Source organism: Streptomyces sp. NPDC037301, assembly GCF_055602785.1.
Genome location: NZ_JBVJWD010000002.1, coordinates 311392 through 324637, shown reverse-complemented (window position 1 = coordinate 324637; position 13246 = coordinate 311392). Strand labels below are relative to the sequence as shown.

Below are 13246 nucleotides of genomic sequence, written 5' to 3'. Positions count from 1 at the left end.
GGGCCCGCGGTCACTCGCTCGCCGTTGAGCGCGTCCCGCCGAGCCCGTGTCCCTGACACACGTACATCTACTCGCGTTGCGATGACACCCGTGCGGTCTCACCCGCACCGGTCACCTCTGTACCGATGCCCCGCACAGTCCGGCATACGCCTGTGTGGGCATGCCGTCGACCGGCGTCGGTCGTACGCCGGTCGTACTTGGCGCACATCTCCCGGAAGACATCACACCGGGGTCGCCGTCCGGACGGACCGCCCGATCGCTCCCGCCCGGCACTCAGCGCTCCAACTCGGCCAGCCGCTCGGCGGTCGCCTCGCCCGCCGCGCCGCCGCCGTCCGGCAGTTTGCGCCATTCCTGGCGGGCCGCCCGGTATGCCTCGCGTGCGGCCCGGGGACGGCCCGCCCTCTCGTATGTCATACCCCGCCAGTGGTTGGCCGTACCACCCAACTCGACCGCCTGCCGGACCTGTTGTGAACTTTCCAGCTGCGCTTCCGCCGCGCCGGCCGCTTCGGCCGCGCCCCGGAACGCCTCGGCCGCCTCGTCGAGCCGGGCCGGACGGTTCAGCACCCGGGAGGCGTCGAGGTGGGACAGGCCCAGTTCCAGCCAGCAGCGCGCCGCGGTCAGCGGGTCGGTCGCCTCCTGGGCCGCGAGCCCGAAGAGATGCTCGGCCTCCCGCAGATCGACCCGGTCCTCGGTGGCCCGGTGCCGCAGCATCAGCGCCCGCCCCAGCATCAGCAGCCGCTCGGCCTGGCGCGCGCTGCCCGCCGCCGTCTCCGTACGGCAGTCGCGCAACACCCGCACCGCGGCACCGATGTGTGCGCGGCCGTCGGGCAGTTGGGCGCGGCGCAGCAGGATGCCGCCCCATTCGGCGAGCAGATCGGCGTGAGCCTGCGAGTCGCGCGGAACGCCGCGGGCGGCGCGGGCGAACCAGTCGGCGGCGTCCACGAGTTCATCCGGGTTCCCGGTGTGTTCGTAACGGGCGACACGGACTCGGGCGGCCCGGGTCTGGAGGAGGGCGCGCAGCCGCTGTTCCCGTACGGTCGCCAGGGCCTGTTCGATCAGGGTCGCCGCCTCGTCCGGCTCCTCGCCGGAGGCGAGCAGGGCGTCCACCAGATCCAGCAGGATGCGCACCTCGGTGCCCATGGTGTGCCGGCCGCCGCCCTGCTCGAACGCCGTGCGCAAGGAGCGCGCCGCCTGACCGGCATACACCCGGGACTGTTCGGTGTCGACGGTGGCCCCGGCCAGTCTCAGCAGGGTCCGGCCGTGCGCCAGTGGCAGGGCGGCGGGCCGGTTCTCCTGGTCGGGCCAGACGTCGGCGAACGCCTCCAGCATGCCGTACGCGGCCTGCAGCAGGGCGGTGTCGCCGTCGAGCCGCCACTGGGCCTCCAGGGCCCGGACCCGCTCCAGCGTGAGCCGGAGGGCCTCGGCGGGATCCAGGCCGGGGGCCGAGCAGGCGGCCGTGTACTCGCGGTCGGCGCGCCGCAGCAGCTCCAGTGCGCCGCGCCGGTCGCCGCGCCGCCGCCGGTCGTCGGCCGCGGCGTGCAACACCTTCGCCAGTACGGCCCGTTCGCGCGCCGCCCCGGGGTGCGCGGCGGCCTGTTCGGCGGCGTACTCGGCCTCGCGGAGCAGTTCGGCGTCGCCCTGGACCTCCCACAGCCGCAGGACGCAGCGCGAGTACTCCGCCCACAGTTCGGGGTCGGCGCCCGGCCGCTCCTCGCGCTCGGTGGCCCCCCGCAGCAGCTGCACGGCATCGATCAGGTACTGCACCATGCTGTCCGATTCGAAGTGCCGCACGAGGACGCGGGCGCTCTCCACCGCCGCGTTCGGCGTCTGGACGGGGCTCCGGTAGCCGTCCCGGTCGGTCTGGATGACGAACTGCTCGGGCAGGGGCATGAAACGCTCCAGTACGCGGACCGCGACCTCGGCGAAGGGATGGGGGGCGCGCGACCCGCCGCTTGCGCCGCTCTCCCCGTTCTCGTCACCCTCTTCGGTCTCCCCGTCGGGCGCGCCGTTCTCCCTGGTGTCCGTGGTGCGGGTGGACCGCGACGATCCGTCCCTGCCCTCTCCGAGCTGGGCGAAGGCGAGGGCAGGGAAGTTCGGCCCGCCCTTCCCGAATCGCTGCTCGATGTACTGCGAACAGTGCTTGAGTACGAGCAGCGCCTCGTCCCGGCCCAGCGGACCGAGCAGCGCTTCCCGGACTCCGGGCGCGAACTCGTACCACTGGCCGCCGTCGTGACCGCCGTCCTCGGCCTTGCTCCGCGTCAGCAGTCCGCTCAGCAGTACCTCGGCGAGTTCGGACGGGCCGGAGTGGGGCAGCATCGTGCGCTGCACCAGCTGCATCACGGGCAGATACAGCGGAGCCGCCGCGAGGTAGACGGCCAGCTGTCCGGCGACCGGGGAGGCCGCGGAACGGAAGCGGCTGACCAGTTGGAGCGAGGACAGCCCGTCGCCGGGGCGCTGCGCGGCCGCCGCGGGCTGATCGGCCCGTACCCAGCCGACGGCTCCGGAGATCCGCCCCGCGCCGGTGCCGGAGAGCAGCCTCGCCCAGGCCGCCAACGCACCTTCCACCGGCGGAAGTACGGGAATCGCGAGGGCGCCCGGGTGCACGGCGGGCCCCGTTCCGGCGTGCTCCGTGACCTTCAGTACGGCGGCGCCGCCGGGCCCGTCACCCCGGGACAGCGAACCGTAGGTGACCGGCAGCCTGGTGCGGTTCCACATCCGCTGCGGCAGGGGCTGGAGCACGGCGGCCGGGGCCTGTCCGGCCAGCTGGTGCAGCAGCCGGTGGGCCCGGCCGCTGTGCCAGAGCGGACCGGCACAGTCGCTGACGAGGACGGTGACACGACGGCCTGTCGGATCGCTCAGCCGGTCCGCGGAGTTCAGTGGTGCGGCGGCCGGATCGGGGCTGCGGCTCACCGCGGCCGCACCGTCGGGCCCCTGATGCAGATAGCGCACCTGGACATCCCGGAAGGCACCCAACTGCCCGAAGATGTCCTGCAGTTCGCCGAACATCCGGTCCCACACCAGCATCGAGGACGAGGCGTCCATGACGCACTGCAGCAGCGCCTCGCCCCGGGAAGCACCGCGGAACACCGGCATGATCATCCCACCGGCACGGGCGCTGAGCTCCGCGGTCGCCGTCTCGTCGAGCGTGCGGCGCAGCGGGGGCGCGGCCGGGCGGTAGCGCTGCAACGGGCGCAGGGCTCGCTGGAGTTCGAGCGGCGCCGGGAGGGCTGGGGCGGCTGGTACGCCGACGGTGAGCGCTCTCGCCCGGCCGCCCCGGGCGGCGCTCCGTCCGCGCCCGGCCGGGCCGTCCGGGCGGGGGCCACCGGGTGTCGCGGTGCGGGGTACGGGGTAGAGGGCGATCCGCCGGTCGGTGTCGCCGAGGTCCCGCTGCTCCGCGGGCTCGTCGTCGTCCGGGGCGGGGTCCGGGGCTTCGTCCCGTCCGGTCACCTGCGGGACGGGCCGTCCCGCCGGGCGGCCCTCCTGGGCGGGGCCGGCGGACAGCAGCGGCGCGGCCGCGTCGTCCTCGTCGTCCGGCGCGTCGGGGTGGCGGGTCCAGCGGGCCAGCCAGAGGGCGTCGCAGAGCTGCTCGGCGTCGGGGTCGAGCCCGGCTTCGCGTAACCGGGCGACGAATGCGGGCAGCAGGCCTCCGCCGTACGGCTCGGAGTCCGGCTGCGGCTGTTGCTGCGGCTCGCGACCGGGCTCCGGCACCGGCACCGGCACCGGCCCGACAGCTTCAGGAGCTTTGGACCCAGTGTCCATTGCCCCGTCCGGGACATGGGTGCCGTAAGGCTCCACGGTGTCATTCCGCTCGCCGCCGGGGCCGCGTCCCTCATCCGGTCCGTGCCGCGCCTTGCCGTCGGCCATCAGCGCATCACCTCGGCCGGTCGAGTCGCTGGATGAGCAGGTCGGCGAGACGGTCGCGGCCGGCCGGCGCGGCGGCATCGGTGAGATAGATCGCGTTCAACAGCTGGTCGGTGGCGAGGAGTTCGCTGCGGGAGCGCTCCAGGAAGTGGGCGATGAGATCGTCCCCGGACCGCGCCGCCTCGTCGCCCAGGTGGGCACGTACGAAGGTCGCGAGCCGCTGGTGGTCGGGGCGTCCGAGCTCCAGGTGGATGCAGCGGCGCATCAGGGGCGCCGGGAAGTCCCGCTCGCCGTTGCTGGTGAGCACCACGAACGGGAAGGACCGGCACTGCACCCTGCCGCCCCTCACCTTCACCTTGTTGCCGTCGTCGTCGAGGACCTCCGCCTCGCCGTCGGGCAGCCGGTCGGCGATCCGCTCCAGCTCGAGGATGGCGAACTCGCCCTCCTCCAGCACATTGAGCAGATCGTTCGGCAGATCGATGTCGCTCTTGTCGAGCTCGTCGATGAGCAGTACGCGCGGCCGGTCCGAGGGCAGCAGTGCGGTGCCGAGCGGCCCGAGCCGGATGTAGCTGCCGACGCTCTGTGCCGATTCGGCGCCGGGCGCCCCGGCCGCCGCACTGTGCGCGGCGATCTGTACATCCTGGAGCCGGGCGATCGCGTCGTAGTGGTAGAGGCCGTCCTGGAGCGTCGAGCGGCTGACGATGGGCCAGCGCAGGACCCGGCCGAGCCCGAGCTCATGGGCGACGGAGTGGGCCAGCGTGCTCTTTCCGGCGCCGGGGCTGCCGGTGACCAGCAGCGGACGCCGCAGATAGAGCGCGGCGTTGATCATTTCGAGCTCTTCGGCACCCGGCCGGTGGAGTTCGGCGATGTGCCGGTAGCCGCCGAGGCGGCGATCGGCGGATCCGTCCCCGTCCGGCTCGTCGGGGTCCGGGGCGCCGCGGCCCGCGAAGTCCCGCCAGGGCGGCGGGGGCGGCAGCTGCTCGATGCCCTCGTGCGGTTCGCCGGCCCCTCGGTAGATGAGCCACTCGCTGGGTTCACTCATAACGCGTTCCTCGTCGTCACTCGTCCGCCAGGGGCAGCAGTCGAACGTGCATCACGGTAGCGATCCGGCGTACACGCCGTAAGGGCCCGGCCGTTCACGGCGCCTCAAGGAACTGCCCGGAGCCGGGCAGTGGATGGTGTGGATCTTCGTAGAACAGGGCGACACCGTCCGACCAGTACGTCTCCGCACGGCCCGCATGCACCCCCTGCCTCAACTCATGGACTTTTTTCGGGAGTTGAACGGCGGTGCGGGCCTCGGCGACCGTATCGGCGGCGCGCCGGTGGAATTCCGTGCAGACCGCGGCCGGCTCGCCCGCCCGGCGCCGCCAGAGGGCCACCCCGAAACCCCCGTCGATCACCCGTCCGAGACCGGCCACGGTCTCCGGGTGGGCCCGTTCACCGTAGCGGCAGAGCACCGGGACGGTCTCGTAAGCCAGTTGGCGCAGCTCCTCCACCACAGGTACGGGTACCCGCATTCCGTCCTCGCAGTCGACGACGGCGGCCCGCATCGCGGCGGTCGTGGTCCGGTTCCAGCGCGCCTCGCGCTCGTCGATCCCGTCATCGGCCAGAAGCGGACGGTGGTCCAGGCGGCGGATGACCACGGGGCGCAGCACTCCGAGCGGCCGCCCGTCGGGCGGCACCCGCCATCCGTCGACCTCCAGGCCCATGAGGGCCTGGTCCACCGCGACCTGGAGCACGGCGGGGTCGTCGGGTTCGTCGCACCGCCGGAACGCCTCCGCCAGCGGGCCCGCGAGCCGGGCCGGGAGGGCCTCCGATGCGGTGCCCCGGCTGTCCTCGGCGACGGGCAGGACGTCCCCGCCGTGCTGGGCGACGCCGATCCGCCAGTCGTAGCGGTCCCGTTCCCAGCCGCGCGGCTCCAGCGTCAGCAGGACGAACGGGACACTGCGCGTCCTGGCGGGTTCGAGCGTCGGCGCCGGGGTTCGCAGGTGTTCGAGGCCCGGGGCGTGCCGGCCGTTGTGCCGGAGCCCGGCAAGCTCGTGACGGAACTTGCGGGAGAGCCGGTCCTCGGCCATCCGCTTCACCCATTCCCACAAGGATGCCTCGGCGAGCTGGGTGGACGGCAGGACGTAAGGGCGTTCGGCGGAGATGGCGCTCATGCAGTAGCGCAGGATCAGTTCCAGTGCGCCGTCGCCGCCGGGGGCGTCGTACAGCGTCCCCAGTCCGTCGCGCCAGCCGCGCGGGGCCGCGTGGTGCTCGGCCGGGTGGGTGTCCGGCAGCCGGTCCAGGAGGTCGAGGAGGCTGCGGGTGCTGAGCGGGGGCGGGAGTTCGGCGAGCCGGCCGAGCAGGTCGACGCGTTGCTGGGGACTGAGGGCGAGCCCTGCTCCGGCACCCAGTTCGCGCTGGAGGTCGGCCCAGGTCCGGTCCATGCCGACCGGGCTGGTGTGCCGGTCGGCGTGGTAGCGGTCGTGGGCGTGGAACACCGCCTGGTAGGGGTCGTCGGACTCGGCGGCGACCGCCCCGGGGGGCACGGGCAGTGTGCGCAGCCGCTCGACGCCGATCGAGGTCCCGCCGGTCGTGCCGTCGGAGCGCGACTTGAGTACGCCGACGACCTCGCCGCGGGCCAGATCCACCACGGGTCCGCCGGACAGGCCCGGGTACATCCGGTCGCCGTCGAGCCGCATCTGTTCGTCGTCCTCGGCCCAGTCGCCGAAGGTGCCCATCACCTGGCACCGCCCGCTGAACCGGGTCAACTGCCCCGACCCGCCGTCGGTCCAGCCCGTGTAGAGGACCGAGCCGCCGCCGAACATGCCCGCCGGACGCTCGGTGACGTACACACAGGGGTGCTCGACGGGCCGCAGCAGCCGGATGAGCGCGAGATCGGGGGCGGGCCAGCTGCCCGAAGGCGCCGGGACCCGTGCGCCGCCGGGCCCGGCCGTAGCGTGACGGCCCTCGGGCAGGGCGGCGACCACGGTGCCCTCGACCGCGGTCTCGGCGCTGCCCCGGTCCGGTTTGAAGACCACGTTCACGTGACGCCCCTCCCCCTCCATCGCCACGTGCGCGCACGTGAGGACCCAGCTCGGGGCGATGAAGAAGCCGCTCCCCAGGAAGCCTCTGTCGGATCCGTCAGGGGCATACCCGGGCTCCGGGCGATGGATGCGTACGGTCGCCGCCATCACGAGGCCCGCCAGCGCACGGTACGTACTCTCCGAGCCGCCCCCTGCGCCCCTGCCCGGCGGCTGGGTCATGACCCGCTTCCGGCGTCCGGTCCGGGCCCGTCCGGATGCGCCGGTGCGCCGGTGGATGCCCCGGCGTCCGGATTCCCCGCGGATGCGGCCGGGACCGCCGCCGGTGGTGCCGTGGGCGCGGGCGGATGCCCGGGCGGCGAGGAGGGCGGGGGCGGCATGGGCGGGGTGGCCTGCGCGGCCTGGGGCACGGCTGCCTGCGGCGCGGCCTGCCCCGCCCCACGCGCCCCCGTCTGCGCCGGGAGGGTCGGATCGGCGGGCGGACCGCCACCGCTCCACGTCAGCGTGACCTTGATGCCGCCCTTGGCCTCGCCGTCCGCGAGCAGGCCGACGACCTTGCCCGCCTTCGCGGTGAGCTCGATGCCGAATTCGACGCTGACCTCGTCGGGCCGCACCGCCCGCAACGGCTCGGCGAGCGAACGCGCGACGCTGGTCACGACGGCCTGGAGGCTCTCGACCCGGGCCTGCACCTGCTCGGCGAAGTCCCCGTAGCCGATGTCCGTGAACGCCGGCCCCCGGGCGGGCTTCGCCAGCTCCTCCGCCCCGGAGATTCGCGCCCAGACCGGTGTGCCGTCCGGCATCTCGATACGCGTGATACGGGCCCCGCCGTCACTCATGAAACCCCCCGTTCCCCCAACTACCCGCAGGTTAACGGCAGTACGCCGCCGATGCGAGAGACATGGACCATGACGCCGGGGCGCGGCGGGCCGGTTCTCGACGGGCTCGCGCGGCTGCCGCGGACCGCGCCCGAGGACGTAATCCCGGCCTTCGCGGGGCTGTCACCAGGCATTAGGCTTGCCGCATGTACTTCACCGACCGCGGTATCGAGGAACTGGAGAAGCGGCGAGGCGAGGAAGAGATCACTTTCGAGTGGCTCGCCGAGCAGCTGCGTACGTTCGTCGATCTCAATCCCGATTTCGAGGTGCCGGTCGAGCGCCTCGCCACCTGGCTGGCCCGTCTCGACGACGAGGACGAGGACGAGTAGTCAGGCCGGCCCGACGCCATCGGCCCCGTCGGCCCTGAACCGGTCGTAGGCGAGTCCGAGCGCTCCGTGCGTCATCAGCAGCGCCCCCGCCAAGACCCGGCCGCCACTGCTGCGGCTCATCCCCCAGAGGGTGAGCCGCAGCCCGGCCGCCACCTGGGCGCCGCCCAGCACGCGGGCTCCGGGGCCGCGCATCCAGGGGCCGAGGCGGCTGCTCCCGACCGCGTCGAGTTCGACCCTCACCGCCTCGCGCCGGCCGGTCCGGGCGATCGGTTCCGCTTCGGGCCGGTCGTCGGCCGCCGCGTACAGGCGGTCACCGGGCATGTCCGGGTCCAGACCGGGCGGGAGGGCCAGGCCGATGCGGCTGAGGACGGCGAGCAGCCCGCGCAGCCGGATGCGGGCATCGGCGTCCGGGTCCGGGCGGGTCAGCCCTTCGAGCGCCTGGACATCCAGTACGGGGTCGGGGCCCAGCCGCTCGGCGAACGTACCCATGGCCTCGTCCTCACCGACCGGCGTGCCGTCCGCGAGCCAGATGTAGCCGACCGGGCGCCGGAATCCGGACGCGAGTGTATGGCCGGCCCGGTCGCCGTCCCACCACAGGGCGAGGACGGGCCAGGTCGAGCCGACCGCGAGCGCCGTGGCCCAGCCGGCCACGACCCGGTCGACGTGCTCCGCGTCCGTACCCCCGCCATCGTTCTGCCAGGGCTTTCCCTCGGGTACGAGGACGGACCACCCGTCTCCGGCGGGCGCGAGCAGCATCCGCTCGCGCAGCAGATGGGCTACCGGCCGTACGTTCTCGGGTTCGGCACGGCACAGCAGCAGCGCCCCACGGGGGATGTCGCGTTCATGCCCCACGCGGTAGGGCAATTTGCCCATATTCGACGGTCTTTGATCAGTCAATGACATCGTGACGCCTCTCGACTTCCCTTGACTTCCCCGATCCGCGATATATCGTGTCCTGCAAGAGACGCGATATGTTGCGTCATTCCGCGTTCCCCGGGAGGCCAGATCCATGCCTGTGTCGACATGGGCCATCGCCGAGCCCCAGAAGCTGACCTTCGACGACCCCGTGACGTCGCTCAATGTGCGCATCGTCGGGGGCACGGTCAATGTCGTCGGCACCGAGGAGCCGACGGCCCGGCTGGAGATCTCCGCGATCGAGGGCCCGCCGCTGATCGTGACCCAGGAGGGCGGCGCCCTCACGGTCGCGTACGAGGGCCTGCCGTGGAACGACTTCCTCAAGTGGTTCGACCGCAAGGGCTGGCACCGCAGCGCGGTCGTCTCGCTCGCCGTGCCGGCCGGGTCGGCGGTGGAGGTGGGCGTGGTCGGCGCCGGAGCCGTCATATCCGGAATCCATGGGCGCACGGACGTACGGGGCGTCAGCGGCGACACCACGCTCGTCGGGCTCGCAGGTCCGGTCCGGGCCGAGACGGTCTCCGGCAGCGTGGAGGCCCAGTCGGTCACCGGCGATCTGCGCTTCCAGACGGTCTCGGGCGATCTGACGGTCGTCGAGGGCGCCGGGGCCTCGGTACGGGCGGATTCGATCAGCGGCAACATGGTGCTGGATCTGGACCCGACCGGGAAGCCCACGGACATCCAGCTGGCCACGGTCTCCGGCGAGGTCGCCATCCGGCTGCCGCACCCGGCGGACGCGACGGTCGAGGCGAACACCGCGAGCGGCGCCGTCTCCAACGGCTTCGAGGATCTGCGGGTCAGCGGCCAGTGGGGGGCGAAGAAGATCACCGGCACGCTCGGCGCCGGGACCGGGAAGCTGAGGGCGACGACCGTCTCGGGATCGATCGCCCTGCTGCGCCGCCCACCGGCCGAGGACGACCCGTACGATGCCGAGCCGACCGGAAAGGTGCTCTGACATGCCTCCCGTATTCGCCCACGGCCGCCTCCGCCTCTATCTGCTGAAGCTGCTCGACGAGGCCCCTCGCCATGGTTACGAGGTGATCCGGCTCCTGGAAGAGCGCTTCCAGGGGTTGTACGCGCCCTCGGCGGGCACGGTCTATCCGCGCCTCGCCAAGCTGGAGGCCGAGGGTCTCGTCACCCATGCCACCGAGGGCGGCCGCAAGGTCTACTCGATCACCGACGCGGGCCGCGCCGAACTGGCGGGCCGCACGGGCGAGCTGGCCGATCTGGAACTGGAGATCAGGGAATCCGTCTCCGAACTGGCCTCCGAGATCCGGGACGACGTCCGCGGCGCCGCCGGGAAGCTGCGCAGCGAGATGCGGGCCGCGGCGCACGAGACCAGGCAGACCTCCACCGGGTCCACCGGCGGCCGGGACTTCCCCTTCGGCGACTTCACGGACTTCGGCGACAAGGAGTCGTGGCGGGCCGCGAAGGAGGAGCTGCGCAAGGCCAAACAGGAGTGGAAGGAGCAGGCCCGCCGGGCGAAGGACGAGTCCCGCCGCGCCCGCGAGGACGCCCAGCAGGCCCGCCGGCAGGCCAAGGAGGCCCAGGACAAGGCGCGCGAGCAGATGCAGAACGCCGCCCGCCAGGTCCAGGAGCACTTCGCGCGGGGCGACTGGCCCTCGGGCGTACGGGAAGGGCTGGCCGAGATCACCGGCCAGTTGGGCAACTTCGCCAGGACGGGCAGCCGGCCCCCGTACATCAAGCCTGAGCCCGCCGACGCCGACCCGGAATGGGGCAAGGACACCGCCCGCACCGGCGACCCGGCCCGCGACCTGGACCGCCTGCTCGACCGCTTCCGCGACGACATCCGCGACGCGGCCCGGGACCAGGGCGTCACGGAGAAGCAGCTGGCGGAGGCCCGCCGCCAGCTGTCCACGGCGGCGGCCCACATCGAGGCGCTGCTGAGGAAGGACGACGGCGGGGAGAGGTGAACCGGGGTCCCGCCCCGGCTCACCGGCTCCCGGCCCTCAGATGACGGACGGGGCGGTGTCGCCCCCGTCCCCGTACAGCGCGCGGTTCACCGCTTCGTACGTCGCGCCATGGGCGGCGAGTACGTCGGCGACCGCACCGGGGCAGGCGGTGAGCGCCAGCAGCAGGTGCTCGTCGCCGATGAAGCGATCTCCGCGCCCCACCGCGATCCGCAGTGTCCTAGCCAGGACGTCCTTCGACCCGCGGGTGAACGGGCGACGCCCCGGCCCGCGCCGCCGGCCCCTGTCCAGCGCGCCTGCCCCGTGGATCTCCTCGACCCGGGCGACGATCTCGGCGACATCGATGCCGGTGCCGGCGAGCGCGTCCGTATCGGCCCGGGTCAGCCCGCCACGGCGGCGCGCCGTGACCAGATCGGCCTCGACCGCCGCGCGGCGGTCGGCGAGGCCCAGCGAGGTGATGGCGAAGGAGGCCCGGCCGCTGTGCTGATCCAGCAGGGCGAGCAGCAGATGCTCCTCGGTGATTGATTCGGCGTCGGCCCGTTCGGCATGGGTCACGGCGCCGGTCACGGTCGCCCGGGCGCTCTCGGTGAATCGTTCGAAGATCAATGCCTCCCGTACTTCTTGTGCACGGCCTGTCGGCTGACGCCCAGTTCGGCGGCGATCTCCTGCCACGACCAGCCGTTCGCGCGGGCGCTTGCGACTTGCACGGCTTCGAGTTGCTCCAGCAGCCGCCGCAGCGCGACGACCGCCCGCAATCCCACCCGGGGGTCGCGGTCACCGGCGCGCGCGGCAAAATCCGTTGCTTCGGTCATGATGTCAACTCACGTTGACACGGCACCCCTGTCAACCATCGTTGACAAGGGTGCCGCGAGGACCGCTCAGCCGCGCGCCGCCTGCGTCACCGTGACCGTGACGCGAGCCCCTTCACGGGCCCTGACACTCACCTCTCCCCCATGCCTCCGGACCGTGGCACGGCCGTCCACCGAGACCCGCCACTCCCCGGGCGTCGGCGGCAGGGAGACCTCCGTGCTGCCGCGGCGGCCCGCCGTGTAGGAGAGCCGGTAGACGCCGGTGGTGTCGTCGTAGGTGTCCGAGTGGACGGTTCCGGCGACGGCGGGTGCGTACGGTGTGGCGGTCCGCTCCTTGTTCTTCGCGAACGCACCGTCCTTGTCCAGCGCGCAGTAACCGCCGCCGTAGCACCACGCCCAGCCGGCCCAGCCCGAGGTGTAGCGGCTCAGGGAGGCCATCGCGTCCTGGTAGAAACGGCCCATCTGGGGAAGTGTGTTGTTCAATGGGCCCCACTCGCCGACGACGACCGGAATGTGCCGCTGCTCCGGGTACGTGGTGACGGCGGCCTCGTACGACTCGATCCAGCCCGCCGACGGGTCGTAGTCGGCGCCCGCCTCCATCGCGGTGTTGTAGAAGTGCGGTGCGTAGACGGTCCGGTGGTCCTTGATCACGCCCAGCCCGGTGGGGACACCCTCGCCGACGGCGGGGGTGGGTTCGACGAACAGCCAGGTGGAGCGGTCCACCGAACGAATTGCGCGGGCCAGCCTGTTGTACATCGGGGTGAGCTGGTGGGCCTCGATGCGCCGGGCAGCTGTCGGCAGGTCCTCCCCCTCCTGAAGCTCCCCCATCGGCTCGTTGATCAGGTCGTAGCCGAGGACGGCGGGGTGGTGCGCGTAGCGGTCGGCGACGACCTTCCACATCTGCGCCTGGGCTCGCTGGAGATCGGGGTCCTCGTAGAGATGGGTGAAGGCGCGTTGCACGGCGGGCTCGAAGTACTCGGAGAACCAGTCGTCGGGGTGCGGGGTGAAGGGCAGACCGTCGGTACGGGTCGCCCAGGCTGGGATGCCCCGACTGCCGAACGCCGGGCCGAAGACGTCCTGGTGGGCATCGAGCACCACTCGGATGTCGTACTTCCGCGCCCAGTCCAGGACCCGGTCGATCTTGCGCAGATACGCGGTGCTGTACTGGCCCCGGCGCGGCTCCAGGTCGTCCCAGAAGATGAGCAGCCGGGCGAAGTCGAAGCCCTTCGCGTGCAGATCGCGGAAGTGTTTCTCGGTGATGGCGGTCAGCGCCTGGTCACCGCTGTTCGCCTTGTCCGCGACGCTCCATCCGCGCAGGGTGAGGGTGCGGCCCTCGTCGTCGGTGAGGCGGGGGATGCCGGTCCGGTCCGGTGGTGCGGGCCGTGCGTCGGCGGGGGGGGGGGGGGGGGGGGGGGGAGGGGAGGGGGGGGGGGGGAGGGAGGGGGGGGGGGGGGGGGGCGCTCCTCCTCTCCTTCCTGCTCTGGGTGCGGGGAGGGGGCCCCA

Annotated in this window: 10 protein-coding genes and 1 pseudogene; 3 read left to right on the top strand and 8 right to left on the bottom strand. The window is 72.9% G+C overall.

The window, feature by feature from the left end; genetic code table 11:
* Nucleotides 1-273: 273 nt before the first annotated feature.
* The 4 genes from ACZ7IB_RS04810 to ACZ7IB_RS04795 form a co-directional block, all read right to left on the bottom strand.
* The gene (locus ACZ7IB_RS04810) at nt 274-3864 is read right to left on the bottom strand and encodes an SAV_2336 N-terminal domain-related protein (RefSeq protein ID WP_470909177.1); all 3591 of its coding nucleotides are present in this window, start codon (nt 3862-3864) and stop codon (nt 274-276) included.
* A gap of 7 nt (nt 3865-3871) precedes the next feature.
* A complete protein-coding gene (locus ACZ7IB_RS04805; RefSeq protein WP_470909176.1) occupies nt 3872-4903 on the bottom strand; it encodes an AAA family ATPase in 1032 nt (343 codons plus the stop codon).
* Between the two features lie 94 nt (nt 4904-4997).
* Nucleotides 4998-7109: a VMAP-C domain-containing protein gene (locus ACZ7IB_RS04800; RefSeq protein WP_470909174.1), complete on the bottom strand. Its 2112-nt coding sequence runs from the start codon at nt 7107-7109 to the stop codon at nt 4998-5000.
* Entirely contained in the window at nt 7106-7723 is a 618-nt protein-coding gene (locus ACZ7IB_RS04795; protein ID WP_470909172.1) for a CU044_2847 family protein, read from the bottom strand. The genes ACZ7IB_RS04800 and ACZ7IB_RS04795 overlap by 4 nt, the downstream gene beginning before the upstream one ends.
* A 185-nt stretch (nt 7724-7908) precedes the next feature.
* On the opposite strand from ACZ7IB_RS04795, the gene ACZ7IB_RS04790 reads away from it, so the two are divergent.
* Nucleotides 7909-8091, top strand: a complete 183-nt coding sequence (locus ACZ7IB_RS04790; RefSeq protein ID WP_014176503.1) for a DUF6104 family protein — start codon at nt 7909-7911, stop codon at nt 8089-8091.
* Here the strand turns inward: ACZ7IB_RS04790 and ACZ7IB_RS04785 are convergent.
* A pseudogene (locus ACZ7IB_RS04785) lies at nt 8092-8936 on the bottom strand (hypothetical protein).
* Nucleotides 8937-9100: 164 nt separating this feature from the next.
* Here ACZ7IB_RS04785 and ACZ7IB_RS04780 point away from each other — a divergent pair.
* Both ACZ7IB_RS04780 and ACZ7IB_RS04775 read left to right on the top strand, forming a co-directional pair.
* Nucleotides 9101-9958 carry a DUF4097 family beta strand repeat-containing protein gene (locus tag ACZ7IB_RS04780; protein ID WP_470909170.1) on the top strand — a complete coding sequence of 286 codons (858 nt, stop codon included), beginning with the start codon at nt 9101-9103 and terminating at the stop codon, nt 9956-9958.
* A gap of 1 nt (nt 9959) precedes the next feature.
* On the top strand, nt 9960-10937 hold the full coding sequence (locus ACZ7IB_RS04775) for a PadR family transcriptional regulator (RefSeq protein ID WP_470909168.1): 978 nt from the start codon (nt 9960-9962) through the stop codon (nt 10935-10937).
* Nucleotides 10938-10973: 36 nt separating this feature from the next.
* On the opposite strand, the gene ACZ7IB_RS04770 is transcribed toward ACZ7IB_RS04775, so the two are convergent.
* The 3 genes from ACZ7IB_RS04770 to ACZ7IB_RS04760 form a co-directional block, all read right to left on the bottom strand.
* On the bottom strand, nt 10974-11537 hold the full coding sequence (locus ACZ7IB_RS04770) for a Clp protease N-terminal domain-containing protein (RefSeq protein WP_470909524.1): 564 nt from the start codon (nt 11535-11537) through the stop codon (nt 10974-10976).
* Nucleotides 11537-11746, bottom strand: a complete 210-nt coding sequence (locus ACZ7IB_RS04765) for a helix-turn-helix domain-containing protein (protein ID WP_470909166.1) — start codon at nt 11744-11746, stop codon at nt 11537-11539. The genes ACZ7IB_RS04770 and ACZ7IB_RS04765 overlap by 1 nt, the downstream gene beginning before the upstream one ends.
* Nucleotides 11747-11812: 66 nt before the next feature.
* The coding region (locus ACZ7IB_RS04760; protein WP_470909164.1) for a cellulase family glycosylhydrolase at nt 11813-13246 on the bottom strand (1434 nt) is incomplete at its 5' end.

Excerpts from the sequence above, each read along its gene's own strand:
- ACZ7IB_RS04805 (WP_470909176.1), bottom strand. The coding sequence starts at position 4,903 with ATGAGTGAACCCAGCGAGTGGCTCATCTACCGAGGGGCCGGCGAACCG.
- ACZ7IB_RS04765 (WP_470909166.1), bottom strand. The coding sequence starts at position 11,746 with ATGACCGAAGCAACGGATTTTGCCGCGCGCGCCGGTGACCGCGACCCC.
- ACZ7IB_RS04780 (WP_470909170.1), top strand. The coding sequence starts at position 9,101 with ATGCCTGTGTCGACATGGGCCATCGCCGAGCCCCAGAAGCTGACCTTC.
- ACZ7IB_RS04790 (WP_014176503.1), top strand. The coding sequence starts at position 7,909 with ATGTACTTCACCGACCGCGGTATCGAGGAACTGGAGAAGCGGCGAGGC.
- ACZ7IB_RS04795 (WP_470909172.1), bottom strand. The coding sequence starts at position 7,723 with ATGAGTGACGGCGGGGCCCGTATCACGCGTATCGAGATGCCGGACGGC.
- ACZ7IB_RS04775 (WP_470909168.1), top strand. The coding sequence starts at position 9,960 with ATGCCTCCCGTATTCGCCCACGGCCGCCTCCGCCTCTATCTGCTGAAG.
- ACZ7IB_RS04810 (WP_470909177.1), bottom strand. The coding sequence starts at position 3,864 with ATGGCCGACGGCAAGGCGCGGCACGGACCGGATGAGGGACGCGGCCCC.
- ACZ7IB_RS04800 (WP_470909174.1), bottom strand. The coding sequence starts at position 7,109 with ATGACCCAGCCGCCGGGCAGGGGCGCAGGGGGCGGCTCGGAGAGTACG.